Annotated in this window: 13 protein-coding genes; 2 read left to right on the forward strand and 11 right to left on the reverse strand. The window is 34.3% G+C overall.

Annotation, left to right across the window (positions count from 1 at the left end; all coding sequences use genetic code 11):
* From QWY92_RS06490 to QWY92_RS06520, 7 genes are all read right to left on the reverse strand, one after another.
* Window positions 1–1,773, reverse strand: coding sequence for a BatD family protein (locus QWY92_RS06490; RefSeq protein WP_290269509.1), 1,773 nt, complete (start codon window positions 1,771–1,773; stop codon window positions 1–3).
* 79 nt (window positions 1,774–1,852) lie between these two features.
* On the reverse strand, window positions 1,853–2,716 hold the full coding sequence (locus QWY92_RS06495; protein WP_290269511.1) for a tetratricopeptide repeat protein: 864 nt from the start codon (window positions 2,714–2,716) through the stop codon (window positions 1,853–1,855).
* 56 nt (window positions 2,717–2,772) lie between these two features.
* Window positions 2,773–3,810 carry a vWA domain-containing protein gene (locus tag QWY92_RS06500; protein ID WP_290269512.1) on the reverse strand — a complete coding sequence of 346 codons (1,038 nt, stop codon included), beginning with the start codon at window positions 3,808–3,810 and terminating at the stop codon, window positions 2,773–2,775.
* An 82-nt stretch (window positions 3,811–3,892) separates the two neighbouring features.
* Window positions 3,893–4,900, reverse strand: a complete 1,008-nt coding sequence (locus tag QWY92_RS06505) for a vWA domain-containing protein (RefSeq protein ID WP_290269514.1) — start codon at window positions 4,898–4,900, stop codon at window positions 3,893–3,895.
* Complete coding sequence (locus QWY92_RS06510) at window positions 4,900–6,537, reverse strand: hypothetical protein (RefSeq protein WP_377878554.1); 1,638 nt, start codon at window positions 6,535–6,537, stop codon at window positions 4,900–4,902. Before QWY92_RS06510 ends, QWY92_RS06505 begins: the two co-directional genes overlap by 1 nt.
* A 79-nt stretch (window positions 6,538–6,616) precedes the next feature.
* Window positions 6,617–7,483 (reverse strand): DUF58 domain-containing protein, encoded by an 867-nt coding sequence (locus QWY92_RS06515; protein ID WP_290269518.1) that lies wholly within the window; start codon window positions 7,481–7,483, stop codon window positions 6,617–6,619.
* Window positions 7,484–7,605: 122 nt separating this feature from the next.
* Window positions 7,606–8,607: an AAA family ATPase gene (locus QWY92_RS06520; protein WP_290269520.1), complete on the reverse strand. Its 1,002-nt coding sequence runs from the start codon at window positions 8,605–8,607 to the stop codon at window positions 7,606–7,608.
* Window positions 8,608–8,878: 271 nt separating this feature from the next.
* On the opposite strand from QWY92_RS06520, the gene QWY92_RS06525 reads away from it, so the two are divergent.
* Window positions 8,879–9,631 carry an SDR family NAD(P)-dependent oxidoreductase gene (locus QWY92_RS06525; protein WP_290269521.1) on the forward strand — a complete coding sequence of 251 codons (753 nt, stop codon included), beginning with the start codon at window positions 8,879–8,881 and terminating at the stop codon, window positions 9,629–9,631.
* Between the two features lie 55 nt (window positions 9,632–9,686).
* A complete protein-coding gene (locus QWY92_RS06530) occupies window positions 9,687–10,820 on the forward strand; it encodes an ATP-binding protein (RefSeq protein WP_290269522.1) in 1,134 nt (377 codons plus the stop codon).
* 67 nt (window positions 10,821–10,887) lie between these two features.
* Here the strand turns inward: QWY92_RS06530 and QWY92_RS06535 are convergent, their stop codons facing one another.
* From QWY92_RS06535 to QWY92_RS06550, 4 genes are all read right to left on the reverse strand, one after another.
* A complete protein-coding gene (locus tag QWY92_RS06535; RefSeq protein ID WP_290269523.1) occupies window positions 10,888–11,319 on the reverse strand; it encodes a tellurite resistance TerB family protein in 432 nt (143 codons plus the stop codon).
* A 230-nt stretch (window positions 11,320–11,549) separates the two neighbouring features.
* Entirely contained in the window at window positions 11,550–13,313 is a 1,764-nt protein-coding gene (locus QWY92_RS06540) for a YfiR/HmsC family protein (RefSeq protein ID WP_290269524.1), read from the reverse strand.
* A gap of 37 nt (window positions 13,314–13,350) precedes the next feature.
* A complete protein-coding gene (locus QWY92_RS06545) occupies window positions 13,351–16,047 on the reverse strand; it encodes a TonB-dependent receptor (protein ID WP_290269526.1) in 2,697 nt (898 codons plus the stop codon).
* A gap of 5 nt (window positions 16,048–16,052) precedes the next feature.
* On the reverse strand, window positions 16,053–16,454 hold the full coding sequence (locus QWY92_RS06550) for a response regulator (protein ID WP_290269528.1): 402 nt from the start codon (window positions 16,452–16,454) through the stop codon (window positions 16,053–16,055).
* Window positions 16,455–16,488 lie beyond the last annotated feature (34 nt).

The following is a 16,488-nucleotide window of genomic DNA, read 5'->3' on the forward strand; positions in this document are numbered from 1 at the left end:
TTAACGAGCTTGTTTATCAATTAACGAAATAGTTTTAGCGGCTTTATTGTAATCTTCTTGCATGGTTACAATGTCTATTGGGGTGTATCGCGCTAGTTCACAGCTTTCTAAAATACCTTCGAAATCTTTAATAACTTGGGCATCCACTTGTTTGTTCAGTAAGAAATCATTGATTTTATCCTTACTTAAATCGTTGGTTTCAATGTGTAATTTGGCTTTTAAATAATGATGTAAAGCTTTCTCTAAAGCAATATAAAAGGCTTCTTTTTTACCTAAAGATTTTTTAGCATTGCTTAAATATTTCTTAGCGAGTTTATCCGATTTTCTAATGCGGTTGCCATAAACATCAGCATCCCGGGTTGCTTTTTTATTTCGTATTACAATAGCTATCGGAATCGCTAGAAACGGCAATAATAATAAGCACCAGAATAGTGTGGTTTTAAAGAAATATTCAGGTTTTACTTTCGTGAAATTTGTTTTTGTTTTGATGAATGCAAACTGATCATTATTGGCTGTAACTACTTGCTTATTGCTGTTTGCAGTTCCGTTTTCCGAAGTGGTGGCAGGCGTATTTAACGGTCCGTTTTGCACATCTATTATGATTTCGTCTGAATTTAAACGCTTATAAGTTTTTGTTTTTAAATCGAAATAGGAAAATGAAATACTTGGAATTGGATATTTACCTTTAAATTGTGGCACTACAGTATAACTATCCGAAATATCACCTTGCATGCCTGCGGAATTTGTTTTCACGTTTTCAGCATGTTCCGGCTCATAAACTTCCAAAGAACTTGGTAATGAAAGTTTAGGGAGTTTAAATAGTTTTAAATTTCCACTTCCTTTAACGCCTACTTTAATTTGAAGCGATTCCGAAGCATCTAGCGCTTGTTTAGAAGCAGAAACATCGAAACTAAAATCGCCTACAGCACCAGTAAAATCAGCTGGTTTTCCATTCTCAGGTAAAGGCTTTACTGTAATAGTGTTATTTCCTGCCGATACGGTTTTGCTTACGCGCGTCATTAATGCACCACCAAATATATCGCGACGGTTTGTTGGCACGCGCATCGATAAGTTTAAAGTTAAAGGCTCAATGTTTAATTCGCCTGTTTTTTGTGGGTATAGCACTGTTTTACGTAGTACTAAATAACGATAATCTTTACCTTTATATTTTCCGTTTTGTACTTTCTGACCTTGAGTATTTATAGTTTGACTCCAAAAATCGTTGTATCTCGGGCTATCAATTTCGTTCCAATTATCTACCGCTATCGTTGGTGATACGTAAAGTTTATAAACCACAGAAATAGCTTCGTTTAAGTACGGATTGGTTTTAGAAATTTCAGCAACTAAATGAATGTTTTCTCCGGCAATAAAGTTTGGGTCGTTTGGGTCTTTTGGTTTATCTACAGCGGCTGTAACTTCTACTTTACTTGGTACGGTTTTGTATAAAGTACCTGCAATAGTAATTTCGGCTTGGCCAATAGTGAAAGTTCCACGGGATTTTGGCGTTAAAAAATAGGTGTATGTTTTGTTGTAAGATCGAACACCGTTAATCCAGGAGTTGCTTACCGATTGGTTCGGACCGCTAACATTGAAGTTTGAAAAATCGGGCGGATTAAAATTATCGCCGTCCTGATTCATGTTGAAATCAATGCGTAAACGTTCGTTTATGCCTAAGGTCGTTTTACTAAGTTTTGCTTCAAATTTAACCTGTGCAGAAGCTATACTTGTAATAAGAATGAAACCTAAAATGTATATGTGTTTTACTACTTTCATTTGTTAAATTTATAAGCCTACAAAGCGTTAAAACGATGTAGGATTTTTTGAAAATATAATGCTATTTAAACATTGCGTTTTACCAATCTTTATCTGTTTGCACTTTAACGCCTTTTACTTTTTCGGCGTTCATTTTCTCTTGTACTTTTTGTTCTTGATTATTCATGGCTTCTAGCAAGTTTTTCATTTGCTGTGGCGACATTTGGCCAGGTTGTGGTTGGGGCTGTTCTTTTTTGTCTTGATCGCCTTTGCCGTCCTCTTTATTTTTATCTTCTTTTTCGTCTTTAGGCTTGCCGTCTTCATCTTTTTTGTCGTCGCCTTCCTTTTTATCTTGATCGCCTTCGTCCTTTTTATCTTTGTTGTCCTCTTTGTCGTCGCCGTCTTTGTTATCCTTATTCTCGTCTTTGTTATCTTGGTCTTTTTTATCGTCTTCGTTCTTGTCCTCTTTATCGTCCTTGTTTTCGTCGTCTTTGTTCTGGTCTTTTTGTTGTTCAGCACAAGCTTTAGCAATGCCTAAGTTGTAACGCGTTTCATCATCTGTCGGGTCGTTTCGTAAAGCACTTTTATAAGCTTCAACAGCTTCTTTACATTTTTTACCTTTCATTAAAATGGTGCCGATGTTATGGAATGCTTTATGTTTTTCAGATTTTGAAGTGGCCGTTTTTGCAGCTTCTTCTAAACGAAATAAGGCTTCGTCCATGCTGCCACTTGTGTAGTAGGAGTTGCCTAAATTATAAATTCCGGCAATGTTTGTTGGATTTTCAGAGATGGCTTTTCTGTATTCCATTTCTGCAGAAACATAATCAGATTCATTAATTAAACTATTGCCTTCGTAAACATAATTATTAGCCTTTTTTAAAGCTAGTAATTGCGCCTCTTCTGCTTCTTGTGAAAAAGAACAAAAGGTTGAAAATAGGATTATAAAAGTTGCTAAATATTTCATCTCTAATGTGTGCTTTCTAAGTGATTAAACCCAGTTATTTGGTTATTATAATGCGATTAAAAATTCTCATTAAATAAATTTAATTTCTTAAGCCATCCTGTTTTTCTTTCTAATAAGAAAATATCTATAAATAGGAAGAAAAGTCCAAGACCTAAAAACCATTGAAATTGATCTTTAAAATCGGCAAATTGTTTGGCTTCGAACTCTGTTTTGTCCATACCATTTAATATTTCTCTAATATTGGTAACTACATCAGTGGTGTTTTTTCCGTTGATGTAAGCGCCATTTGCTTCGTCTGCAATTTTCTTTAAAGTATCTTCGTTTAAACGTGTAATTACTGTTTCGCCTTGTTTATCTTTCTTATAATTTAAAACAACACCGTTTCGTTTAATAGGAATTGGGCCACCTTTCTCATCACCAACACCTATAGTGAAAATTCGAATGCCTTCGTCGTGTGCTTGTTCGGCAACGGCTGCAGCTTCTTCGGTATGATCTTCACCATCCGAAATAATAATTAAAACCCGATTGGTTTGTTCTTCATCATCAAAATATGTGGTTGCTAATTTTATAGCTTCGCTAATAGCAGTACCTTGTGAGGACAGCATATCGGTATTCATGTTGTTTAAAAACATTTTAGCCGAAGCGTAATCGGTGGTAATTGGTAACTGTGGAAAGGCTTTACCCGCATAAGCGATAATACCCACACGGTCACTGGCCAAGTTGTTGATGATTTGCGTAACCAATTGTTTCGATTTCTCTAAACGGTTGGGCGCAATATCTTCGGCAAGCATACTTTTTGAAACATCGACTGCGAACACAATATCTACACCTTCACGTTTTACCGTTTCAAGTTTTGTGCCAATTTTCGGGTTTACCAAAGCAATGGTGAAACATAAAAAAGCTAAACATAAAACAACCACTTTTAAAACGGATTTAAATACCGATTTATTTGGACTTAAACGTTTTAATAATTCTTTATCGGCAAACTTTTTTTGTGCGCGGTATCTCCAAAATTGAAGCATCAAAAAAAGTAGGATTATTACGGGAATAATCGCTAGTGTCCAAAACCATATTTTTTCTTCTAATTGAAACATTTTTTAATCTTCTGTTTTTTCAGTATTCAGTTTTCTAAGTTAAACGGGGTCGTACTCCGTGATTCAGTACTTGCCTATGTTTTTAAACAAAACTTTTGAAAATTGTATTTCGCAATAGCAATTCTATTAAAAGTAATAAACCTGCTATAAGCACTAATGGTCTGTATTTTTCTTCGTAATTATAAAATTTAAACTCTTCAACTTCGGTTTTTTCAAGCTTATTGATTTCGCTATAAATTTCTTCTAATTTCTTATTATTTGTGGCTCTAAAATATTTACCACCTGTTACGGTTGCGATTTCTTTAAGAAGTGTTTCGTCTATTTCCACCTTTACTCTACCATATTGAAACTGTCCTGTTCTAGGGTCAATGGCTACAGGAGATAGTGCCATACCGTTTGTTCCTAGACCGATAGTGTACGTTTTTATGCCGTATTCAACAGCAAGTTCACTCGCTATTTTCGGATCGATAAACCCAGAATTATTAACACCATCGGTAAGTAAAATAATGACTTTACTTTTGGCTTTACTGTCTTTTAATCGGTTTACCGATGTGGCTAAACCCATACCAATAGCAGTTCCGCCTTCAATAATATTATTGTATTCTATACTTTTTAACGAGCGTAACACAATGGCTTTATCGCTGGTAATTGGTGTTTTTGTGTAGCTTTCTCCGGCATACTCTACTAAACCAATACGATCGTTTGGGCGACCTTTAATAAATTCTGCAGCTACATTTTTTAATGCGTCTAATCGGTTTGGCTCTAAATCTTTGGCTAACATACTTGCTGAAACATCAATAGCCATAACGATATCTATACCTCGCGTAGTTTTTGTTTTAGATGAAACATCAACGGTTTGAGGACGAGCCAAGGCCATAATTATAAATGCCAACGCCAATAAACGTAGCGCAAACATGATAGGTTTTAATTTGGTTAACCATGAGCTGGTCACTTTAAACCCATTTAAACTCGACATTTTAAGTTCTGCTGTTTGTTTGTTGTGTTTTAAAATATACCAAACAATAGCAAGTGGCAGCAGTAGTAGCAACCAGAAAAATTCTTTATTTACAAATTCGATGCCTTCAAACATTAGTTTTCTGCTTTTTTAAGTTCAACTGAATTTATAATGCGTTCTACAATACTATCGGCATATTCATCGGTTTTATTCCAAACAATGGAAATGCGTTGTAAAATGTTTTTAGATGAAAATTGTAAAATTACATATTCACCTTCGTAAAACTGATCGGAATTTAGAATAGGGAAACTTCCTGTACCGTGTGTTTTTAAACCTTCGGCTCCGTTTGGTGTCGAAAACTTATCGCGTAATACAGAAATATCGGTAACACCAGCTTGTTCCATTTGTTTTATGGCGGCATTTTCGGCTTGTTCTAAATCGATATCTTCTTCGGGATTAGCTTGTTTTATAGTAATTGTTGAAACATCAATACTAAAAAAGTTAAGCAGACTACCATAATTGAAACTCGTAACATCCATTTGGGCTTTCGCTTCTTCGGGAAGTTCCGGCGTATTTCGTCTTAAAACCTTTGGAGTAGTTATGGTTATTGGTGGTACGCCATATGAGCTGGTAACCCAATCGCCTTCTAAAAGTTCGATGCTGTCATGCCCAATAAGGGTGTCTTTTACATAATTGAACCCGTATTTTAATGAAAAGCCCACGAAGGTTGCAATTAGTAAGAAGATGGCGATAACAACGGTTAAAATAATTTTGTTTCGTTTCTTTTTCTTAGCTTGTTCTTCGCGGTATTTTTCGTCTAAAAGTTTTTCTTCTTCCGTAGGTTCTGGTAAAGCTTCTTTAACGTGATCGATTTCAATATCAATAGTACTGCGGTCAATTTTTGCTAACTCAATATCTGGCGCAGATTTAGCAAACTTTACTAAATCGGCACGTTTTAAAATGCTTTCTAAGTTTCTAATATCTTCTTTACTTAAATCAACTTGATTACCATCTTTCAGAATTTGTAATCTTGTAATTAATTCGTCGGTGGTGCTTTCTAAAGCACGATCGTAAACTTTTTCATCTAAATATTTTCTAATGATAAAGGTTAATTCAGAATAATAATCTTTTAAGTTTTCTTGTTCTAAATAGCGACTTTCATCTAATGTTTTTAAAGCTAGTTTCGCTCGGTCGTATGGTGGTAATAAAGCAATTTTTTCTTCTTCGGAAAGTGGTTTTTTACGCCAAATAAACCAATAAAGAATGAAGGCTATCGCAGCAATAATCAACAGGATGATTAAAGCATATTTCCACCAGTTGCTTGATGATTTTTCAACTTCAATAATAGGTTTTATATCGTAAAGACCTTGTTTTAGCGTATCTATAACTACGTTGTTCACTTCTACTTTCAGCGAATCGGTGAAAAATGTTTTGGTGCCAATAATAATTTTTTGACGTGGAATAGTATAAGAGCCAGAATCGAATTGTGTGAGTCCGTATTTTTTTATCAGGTTGTATTTATCCTTGTTTTTTACCGTGTCTACCGCGTAAGATTCAATCATTTCTAAAGGAGAAAACGATTGCCCTTCTGGGAAAACAACTAAACTCGTCGTGTCGGTTTCAACTTGAATATGATACGTGATTTGCGCTCCAATTTTAATGGATGTAGAATCTACGGTTGAAGTAACTTGCGCTTGTGAGCTTAAAGAGAATAGGAAAAATAAAACAGATAAAATTATGGCATATATACCAATAGTTTTCGGGCTACTAATGGCCGAAAACTTCTTATTTATTTTGATATGATTTAAAGTAATTTGTCTCACTTTTAATTTTTTTAACTGCTAATACTAATTATGCTCTATGTTTAAAATAGCCCAATAATTTTTTTACATAACTTTCGTCTACGCGGCAATCTATAGCTCCTGCGCCCGCTTTGGTAAAACTTTCTTTGTAATAAGTCGCTTTTTCGTGATAGAATTTACTGTAATTTTTACGCACGGTTTTAGATGATGTATTGACTAACATGAGTTCGCCTGTTTCTTCATCTTGCATTTGTACAAGCCCAATGTTAGGGATTTCTTCTTCGCGTTTATCATACACACGAATTCCTGTTACATCGTGTTTTTTTGCGACAATTTTCATGGTTTGATGATAGTCATCGGCTATAAAATCGGAAAGTACAAAAGCAATTACTTTTTTCTTCATGACGTTTCGCATGAATTTTAAAGCTTCGGCTAAATTGGTTTGTTTGCTTTCTGGTTTGAATTCTATTAATTCGCGAATGATACGAAGCACATGCGAACGTCCTTTTTTAGGCGGAATGTATAATTCAACTTTATCGGAAAATAAAATAAGTCCTATTTTATCGTTATTTTGTGTTGCTGAAAAGGCTAGGGTAGCAGCGATTTCGGTAACCATTTCATTTTTAAATTGATTTTCGGTTCCAAATAATTCCGAGCCTGAAACATCAACCATAAGCATCATGGTTAGTTCGCGTTCTTCTTCAAAAACTTTTACGTAAGGCTCGTTGTAGCGTGCGGTTACATTCCAGTCTATATTTCTAACATCGTCGCCAAAATTGTATTGACGCACTTCGCTAAAAGTCATGCCGCGCCCTTTGAAAGTCGAATGGTATTCGCCTCCAAAAATATGATCAGACAACCGACGTGTCTTAATCTCAATTTTCCGTACTTTTTTTAGTAATTCTTTAGTATCCATTTTTCAGTAAACAGTATTCAGTCATCAGTACTCAGTCATCAGTATACGGTTTTCAGTCGTCATGTTCAGTTTACGAAAGCGTAATTCTTGAAAATGGCCAACTAAAAAAAACGGGCGTCTAATTAAGGTACTTCAATTTCGTTTACGATTTTGGTGATAATATCTATTGAGGTTACATTTTCAGCTTCAGCCTCATAGGTAATACCAATTCTGTGACGTAATACATCGTAAACCACAGCGCGAACATCTTCTGGTATAACATATCCACGACGTTTAATAAAGGCGTAACATTTAGCAGCTGTGGCTAAGTTAATACTACCACGTGGCGATGCTCCAAAGGAAATTAATGGTTTTAAATCGTTAAGATTATATTTTTCTGGGTAACGGGTTGCGAAAATAATATTCAGAATATATTTTTCAATTTTTTCATCCATATAAACCTCACGAACAGCTTCTTGAGCACGTAATATTTGCGATACAGAAACTACAGGGTTTACTTTTTCCCAAGACCCTTTTAGGTTAGATCGCATAATTAATTGCTCCTCGTCTAACTTTGGGTAATCAATTACAGTTTTTAGCATAAAACGATCGACTTGTGCTTCTGGTAATGGGTATGTTCCTTCTTGTTCAACCGGGTTCATGGTGGCCATTACTAAAAAGGGCTTGTCTAATTTAAAAGTTTCATCACCAATAGTAACCTGCTTTTCTTGCATGGCTTCTAATAATGCCGATTGTACTTTTGCAGGCGCTCTGTTAATCTCATCTGCTAATACAAAATTGGCGAAGATTGGTCCTTTTTTAATAGAGAAATCATTAACTTTCATGTTATAAATTAATGTTCCTGTAACATCGGCTGGTAATAAATCTGGCGTAAATTGGATACGGCTAAAACTACCATCAACGGCTTGTGCAAGTGTATTAATTGCTAAGGTTTTTGCTAAACCAGGCACACCTTCTAATAAAATATGTCCCTGCCCTAATAAACCAATAAGTAAACGTTCTACCATGTGTCTTTGGCCAACAATTACTTTGTTCATTTCAAGCATTAGTAAATCAACAAAAGCACTTTCCTTTTCAATTTTTTCGTTTATCGTCTTAATATCAATTGTACCTGTTTCTTCCATTATTTTTTTTATTAAAAAGCTAATATACAGCTCTTATTTAGAGTTGTGCAAATTGTTAAAATTTTTCGTTAGATGCTGTTAAAAATTGGTTAAAAATTCAAGGAAATTCAATGTTTTCGCAGTTTAACCTATTATTATGATAAGTTTTTCTTAATTATTTTTTTAATTCATTTTAGAAGAAGCATTTCGATTATAATTTTTCATGAAAGCATACGAGTTAAGTTTGTTTTTAAGTATTTTTATGGAAGAATTAAATTGAATAAAAAGTAGCATGACAAAAACAGCCCTAATTACTGGAGCAACAAGTGGTATTGGAGAAGCAACCGCTTACGAATTTGCAAAACATGGCATTAAATTAATACTCTGCGGAAGGCGTATAGAACGCTTGAATACCATACAAAAAGCTTTAGAGCGGTTAACCGATGTGCATATTCTAAATTTTGACGTTAGTGATAAAGCAGCGACTCTACATGCTATTGAAAGCCTGCCCGAAGCTTTTAAAACCATAGATATTTTAATAAATAATGCAGGTAATGCTCATGGTTTAGATCCTATAAACGAAGGAAATTTAGATGATTGGGATGCTATGATGGATATCAACGTTAAAGGTTTGTTGTATGTGAGTAAAGCAGTGATTCCGCAAATGACGGCTCGTAAATCGGGACAAATTATAAATATTGGTTCTTCCGCAGGAAAAGAAGTTTACCCTAACGGAAACGTCTATTGCGCTAGTAAACATGCAGTTTTAGCTATTACAGAAGGCATGCGAATTGATTTAAATAAATATGGAATCAAGGTTGGAGCCGTAAATCCGGGTATGGTAGAAACAGAGTTTTCGCAAGTGCGTTATAAAGGGGATGCTGCTGCCAATCAAGTTTATAAAGGGTTTAAAGCTTTGCAAGCAAAGGATGTTGCCGATGTTATTTATTTCGCTATTTCTAGGCCGCCACATGTTAACCTTGCAGATATTTTAATGTTTTGCACCGCACAAGCAAGCAGTACTATTGTTAATAAGAATTTATAATGACTTCACTGAAAAACAATAGCAAATATTCTAAAAGGAAATTAAATTATTATAAATGATAAACAAACGCCTACTCATAAAACACCTTTTAGCTCACAATGATGAGAACAGTTTTTATGATAAAAAGCGAAAAATTGATATTACTCACAAAGAAGGAAAAGCCAAGTTTTTAAAACATGTTTGCGCCTTGTCTAATAGCAACCCTAAAAACAATTCGTTTATTGTAATTGGTGTAGAAGATGAAGATAATACCATTGTAGGTGTCGATTTTTTCGACGATAGCAAAATTCAGAATTTAATAAACGCCTATTTAAGTCATCCGCCTATTGTGCAATACGAGAACATACCGTTTCCGCATTTGCCTGATCATAAAGTGGTTGGTTTGGTTACCATAAGGCCTACAGGGAAATTAACATCTTTGCGAAAAAACATTTGGAAATATTACGGAGGTTCCGTCTTTTTTAGAGATGGCAGTATAAGTATGCCTAAAGTTTTCGACATTGAAATTGAAGATGTAAACTCTAAAATTGTCGAAGCCATTGAAAAAAACTCTCAAAACAATATAGAGCATACGTTAAATGGGGTTTTCGATTTTATGAACCATCGAAAAGACTATAATCCGCAATATAAAGTATTTAAAGAGTATTTTGTGGTGTGTTGGGCAGGACAAAAAAAAGTGGTAAAAGATGATGTGTTTTTTTCACGCGTCGATATCGAGCTTGTAAACGAGCAAGTGCGTTTGTTTTTTTCGATACTTGACGATGTTGCTATTTCTATATCCGAAGATGCCTTTAAGATTACTGAATATGTAAATTTGGGTTTTCAAAATAATAATAAATATTATAAGCTTGAAGAGACTATAATCCATTTCGAAAACAATGCTACTTACGCTATTGAAAGTAAACTTCTCTTTGAACCACCTCAATATGATAAAAAAGTGCTGCATCATATTTACAACGCCAACAATGCTATTTTGGAAAAACTTAAAAAAGGATTAACCTTTACAAAAGCAGAAGAATTAGATCTTAAAAACCTGCCTGTAACCTATCTCATTTGTTATCTAAACCTGTTTCATGAGGCCATCGATAAACTCGACGAAGCCAAGCCATATTTAAAAAAGTACAACAGCGAAGTGTATCTAAAGTATAAAGAAGCCATGCGCATTTTACGTAAAATGAAATACAACTAAACCATATTCCATAAAAAAAGCACCCCAAAAAGGGTGCTCACATTATATAACTAGATGTAAAAATCTACTATCTATTCATGTTTTTCATTTGCTCAGTAAAATCGTCTAAGTCTGCACCGTTATTAACCAACGTCAATGCTTTATCAACAATATATTTTACATTATCGGTGTTAAAACCAAGGCCTAAAGCAATTTTTCTAAGTAAAACCTCTTCATGGTCGCCTTTAATATGATCTACATAAACCATGCGGGCTAAATCGTATAAACGTTCCAAACGACGATCGTAAGACGATGGTGGATTAATTGGATGCGATTTATAATCCGTTAAGATAATTTTAAAATCGCCCTCGCTAATATCTAAATTACGAGCTAAACGTTCTAAAAACGCCTGCTCTTCATCCGAAATAACTCCGTCATCCATGGCAATTTTTACAATTGAAGCAAAATGATCCTCATTACGCTTTTTAAAACCACTGTCAAATAAATCTGAAAACGACATACCTTTGTTCTTTTTTTAGTGCAGCAAAACTACATATTTTTTTTAAGATTCTAAACCGAAAAGTTTAATTTTTTGGGCGTTACCACAAGGGTCGGGCTTTCCGCTACAAGTCCTCGCACCTCCTGCGTCGGGCTGTGGGCTATCCGCTGCAATCCCTAACGCAGAAAACGCGATTTAAAAAAACCTGTAAGGTTATTTAAAATTACAGGGTTGCTTTTGCAAAACTTCAATTACTTCGGTATTGTAAAGAAAAATGTAGTGCCTTTGTGTATTTCAGATTCAAACCAAATTTGCCCCCCTAAAGATTCTACTATTTTTTTACAAAAAGATAAACCAATACCCGTACCCTCGTATTCTTCACGAGAATGCAATCGCTGAAAAATAGAGAAAATTTTACTTTTATGTTTTTGAGCAATACCTATACCATTATCGGCTACTTCAAATTGCCAAAAACTTGAATTCTGAGGTCCATATGTAACGGTTTTAAATGTAATAACTACCTCAGGATTTACATCTGGTTTTTTAAACTTAATGGCATTATTTATTAAATTTTGAAAAACCCCTCTAAGCTCAACCTTACTCCCCATAACAGTGGGTAAATTTTCGTAGGTTATTTTGGCATTAAAACGCGTAATAGCATTAGCAATATCTAATGTTATTTCTCCTAATAAATCATTACAATCAATCGCCGTTTTTTCTTTAGATTTTCCCAACTTAGAATACTCTAGTAAATCGTCTATCTGTGTTCTCATACGTTCACTGGACTTATCTATAAATTCCATGCTCGTCATGGCGTCATCGTCGAGCTGATCTTTGTAATCATCTTTCAGTAAGGCAATAAGTCCTGAAATTGTTGCCAAAGGTTCTTTTAAATCATGACTTGTTATGTAGGCGAATTCTTCTAATTCTTTATTCTTAGAAGCCAACGTAAAAGATTGGCTATATATCTTGTTGTTTTTCTCTTTTAAAACCGTGTTTAATCGCTTTGTAGCGTAATAGTTTTTAAATAGGATCCACACTAAAACCACAGCAAAAATCACCAATGCTAATAGTAAATAATTAATTGTGCGTTGGGTATTTAGCTTTTCATTAATAGCGTTAGCTTTTGTTTCCTTATCCAGAATTTCTTCTTTTTGCTTAGCTAAAACGATTCGCTGTTTTTCTATTTCACTATTACTTAAAGTAATTTGTTCTTGCTTATTTTTAAGTGAATCTATTTGTTTTAAAATGCGTTGCTCTAGATCGCTTTCAATAATTAATTTCTCGGAATATTTTTTTTCTTGAAGTTCAGTAAGAGAGATAAGCTCGTTAATTTCACTTTTTTGATTAGCTAAAGATTTGTTTTTGTTTTTTAATAGATTTTCCTTGGTACCTATGGTTTTTTTTTGGTTTTCAATTTCTTGATCCTTAAGCTTAACATGGTTTTCTACCTTAGATAGTTTGTCTTTGGTTTTAACTAAAGTGTTTTCAGAATTTTGGAACAGCTGTTTCCATTTTTCTATAGATGAAATAGCATTTTTTTGAAGGTTATAATGTGTAGAAATATTGTTGCTCAGCATCAATTTTTCGTTAATTTCATACTGGAAATCATTACCAACATTAACAATATTAATCATAGAAGAATTATAAGGGTAATTCTCTGTAATAAGCAACGTGTTATCGCTCGATATTTTGTTTAATACATAAGAAATATCAAAATTATTTTCATAATTAGTGTAGACAATATCCGCGTTTTCAATATCCTTTACGCTATTAAAGCTAATCACTTTAACCGGTTTGTCTTTAATTTTTCTTTTTAGTGCTAGGCTTTTTAAATCTATAATAGTGCGGTCTTTTCCTAAAACCCCAATAACAAAATTAAGGTCTGTATGCGTATTGCCATAAAATGTTTGTTCTGCAACATTGAAAATAAAAATAGCACGCTTAAGGCGTTTTACCTGCTCATTATCTGTGTTTTGAGCATATACTTGTGTAGCCATTAGGCATAACAACATTAAGGTGTATTTTATTAAACTATTAAATTTCATACCATTATAAACGTAACAGAATTTTAGTAAAAATATTGGCTCCGTTAACACCAAATTGCTGTACACGTCTGCTATAAATCAAGCTTCCGTTTTCCGTATTAGCCGAGTGTGTATGCTTACTTGGGTACACATCAAAAATATTATTGCACCCAATAGTGGCTTGTAGCCAGTTCTTATAATTATAAGTTACATACAAATCGGTAACAAACTTTGGATCGAATTTTTGATCTCGAGTTTCAATATTGCCAGTAAACTCATTTAGCTCCCAATTATCTGGGTTGCCATCGTCTGGATGGATATACATAACGCTTCCAAAATACGTGCCAACTAAATTGAATTTGAAATCATTAATTTCATAATTTAAATACGAGTTTATTTTGAATTTTGGCTGAGCAGACTCTATTCTAGAGCGTTCTTCTCTATTAAATAGCGACTCAATATTGTTGTCTACAATGTTACTCCTGTTTACTTTGGTTACTTTTGTTTCGGTAAAATTAGCTGAAAGCTTTCCGTTTAATTTACCGGCTCCTATTTGGTTTTTGTAATGGAAAGACATTTCTACACCGTTGGTTTTAGAGTCTATCGCATTTGCGAAAAATTGTGCAGCCGTTACATCAAATGGCGCTAATAAATCTTCGTAACCTTCATCAAACTGTCCTGATAAAACAATGCGATCTTCAATGTTGATATTATAATAATCAAAAGAAAGCGTGTATTTATCTTCTATTTTAGTGCTTAAACCAAGGCTAAAATGTTTTGATAATTCTGGCTTTAGTTTACTCACTTCAAAAGCATCGGTTACCAAAGTGCTTTCTTGGTTAAAAGTACCAACCTGACTAATATCTCCATCAAAAAACTGGGTGCTAATTTTTTGAAAAAACATTTGATGCATAGATGGTGCCCTAAATCCTGTAGAGTAACTAGATCTTAAGGCGGTTTTTTTTCCTAACTTATATCGAGCAGAAAGTTTCCAAAGCGAGTTTTCTCCAAAATCGTTATTAGATTCATATCGAAAGGCTCCTTTTATAAGCATAGGCTCAATCGGTTTTAACTCAATATCGACATATCCAGAAGCATTAGAACGGTAACGAATAAGTTCATCTTGAGGTTGTATGCCAGGAAATACTTGAGCGCCAATAATTTTTGGTCGTAATTCTCCGTTTTCATCGGTGTACATTTCACCGCCATTAATATATGAATCTTCTTCACCTGCAATAATCTCATAACGCTCCACGCGGAGTTCTCCTCCAAAGGCTAAGTTAAGACCATGCATAACGTCAAAAGGTCGGCTAAAGTCTAAGTTAGTTGTGTTCAGTTCGTATTGATATCCGCCAGATTTAAATGTTCTAGACGAAATTCCTCCAAGCGATGCGTTATTAGAATTGTTAACCGTAAAATCGATACTATTAGATCCCATGGAATGACTAAAATCAATATCCCAACCATTTTTTTCTCCTCGAATTCCGAAAGTAACCGCATCATCTTGGATGTTTGTTAATATTTCTGGTGAAAAACCATTTGGATGAAGTGATTCTACAACCCGATCTGTTTCTAGAGGAAAACGATAAAACCCTTTTGAAGTACCTTCTCTAGAGTTACGACCACCAAAAAAATAAAGATTAGCCTTATCAAAAAGTGATAATTCTCCATTAAAAGCCAAGGCTGAATTTCTAGTTGCTGCACTACCAGCTTCCATAACTTGTTTATCATTATAGCCCGTTTGAGAGAAAAAATCGTTTTCTTCTATTAATTGGTTATCTAAAGTATCATCATTATAAACATAGATATTGCCGGTATAGTTCCCTGCTCTGTTTGTAGCACTTCTATCTCTAAACTCTCCGGTTATATTTACAAAACCAGTATTTCCGATTTTTAAACCAAAATTCCCACTAAAATAATGGTTTACCCCATCGTTTTCTGTATTGATTTTAGTTCCGGTATCAATATCGATAACATCGGTTTGTTTCTTCAGAATTATATTAATAACACCTGCAATAGCATCAGATCCGTACTGAGATGTTGCACCATCTCTTAAAATTTCAATATGATCGATAGAGGACACTGGTATAGCATTAAAATCTGTGCCCACACTACCTCTGCCAATAGTGTTATTCACATTTAACATGGAAGATGTGTGGCGTCGTTTTCCGTTGATTAAAACCAAAAGTTGATCTGGTCCTAAACCTCGTAAAGTTGCTGGGTCGATATGGTCTGTGCCATCGGAAACAGTTTGTTGTGTAGAATGAAACGATGGTACTAAAAATTGAAGTAATTCTCCTAATTCAAAATGCGAAGAATTACTTATTTCTTCGGGTGTTATAATCTCAATAGGTACGGTAGTTTCTAATGCAGACTGTGGTTTAGATCGAGTTCCTAAGGATACGGGCTCATCTGCAGAAAAGCCAGTTTCTAAACGAAAATCAACAGTAATACTATCGCCTACTTTAAGCGAGATTGATTTACTTTTACTATTATACATAATAAAAGATGCGGTTATCACATAATCTCCTTCTTCAAGTTCTAGTTTAAAATCGCCGTTTACATTAGTGGTGGTTTGTATTTTATAACCTTCAACACTAATTAATGCTCCTGGCAAAGCGCCAAAATCATCCGAAATATTTCCTTGTACAGAAGCTCTTTTTTGCGCGTAAATGCCAGTGCTGAAAACCAGGCATATTAAAATAATTATTTTTTTTCCCATGTGGACTACTTCTTAAAATTCAAAGCTTCATCTAAAAGCGCAACAGACAATGGTTTGTTTATGTAACCATCTATAAGGCAAGAAGCCTTTGCTTTTTCTTGATCATGTGGATTAGATGATGTTGTTAACATAATAATTTTAATACTAGAAGTAAAGGTTTTATCTAGCTTGCTATATTCTTCTATAAATTCCCAACCATTCATTGCGGGCATATTAATGTCAAGAAAAATAACTTCAGGTTTTTCAACTAAACCAGTCATCGCTTTTTGTAGATAGGCCAACGCGGCAGCACCACTATTTACAGATTGGATAGAGTTAAATGTATTATGTTTTTTTACTATTTTTTCATTGTAAAAATTAGTAAACTTATCATCATCGATAAGCAGTGTAGATTGGTAAGGGACCATTCAGAGTTTTTTTGTTTTTATTGAAAATTCTCAC

Origin of the sequence: Algibacter miyuki, assembly GCF_030409805.1 — a bacterium.
In the GTDB taxonomy this organism is placed as follows: Bacteria; Bacteroidota; Bacteroidia; order Flavobacteriales; family Flavobacteriaceae; genus Algibacter; species Algibacter miyuki.

Bases quoted from the DNA above. Each gene is read 5' to 3' on its own strand.
- QWY92_RS06490 (WP_290269509.1), bottom strand. From the start codon at position 1,773: ATGAAAGTAGTAAAACACATATACATTTTAGGTTTCATTCTTATTACA.
- QWY92_RS06495 (WP_290269511.1), bottom strand. From the start codon at position 2,716: ATGAAATATTTAGCAACTTTTATAATCCTATTTTCAACCTTTTGTTCT.
- QWY92_RS06500 (WP_290269512.1), bottom strand. From the start codon at position 3,810: ATGTTTCAATTAGAAGAAAAAATATGGTTTTGGACACTAGCGATTATT.
- QWY92_RS06505 (WP_290269514.1), bottom strand. From the start codon at position 4,900: ATGTTTGAAGGCATCGAATTTGTAAATAAAGAATTTTTCTGGTTGCTA.
- QWY92_RS06515 (WP_290269518.1), bottom strand. From the start codon at position 7,483: ATGGATACTAAAGAATTACTAAAAAAAGTACGGAAAATTGAGATTAAG.
- QWY92_RS06520 (WP_290269520.1), bottom strand. From the start codon at position 8,607: ATGGAAGAAACAGGTACAATTGATATTAAGACGATAAACGAAAAAATT.
- QWY92_RS06525 (WP_290269521.1), top strand. From the start codon at position 8,879: ATGACAAAAACAGCCCTAATTACTGGAGCAACAAGTGGTATTGGAGAA.
- QWY92_RS06530 (WP_290269522.1), top strand. From the start codon at position 9,687: ATGATAAACAAACGCCTACTCATAAAACACCTTTTAGCTCACAATGAT.
- QWY92_RS06535 (WP_290269523.1), bottom strand. From the start codon at position 11,319: ATGTCGTTTTCAGATTTATTTGACAGTGGTTTTAAAAAGCGTAATGAG.
- QWY92_RS06540 (WP_290269524.1), bottom strand. From the start codon at position 13,313: ATGTTGTTATGCCTAATGGCTACACAAGTATATGCTCAAAACACAGAT.
- QWY92_RS06545 (WP_290269526.1), bottom strand. From the start codon at position 16,047: ATGGGAAAAAAAATAATTATTTTAATATGCCTGGTTTTCAGCACTGGC.
- QWY92_RS06550 (WP_290269528.1), bottom strand. From the start codon at position 16,454: ATGGTCCCTTACCAATCTACACTGCTTATCGATGATGATAAGTTTACT.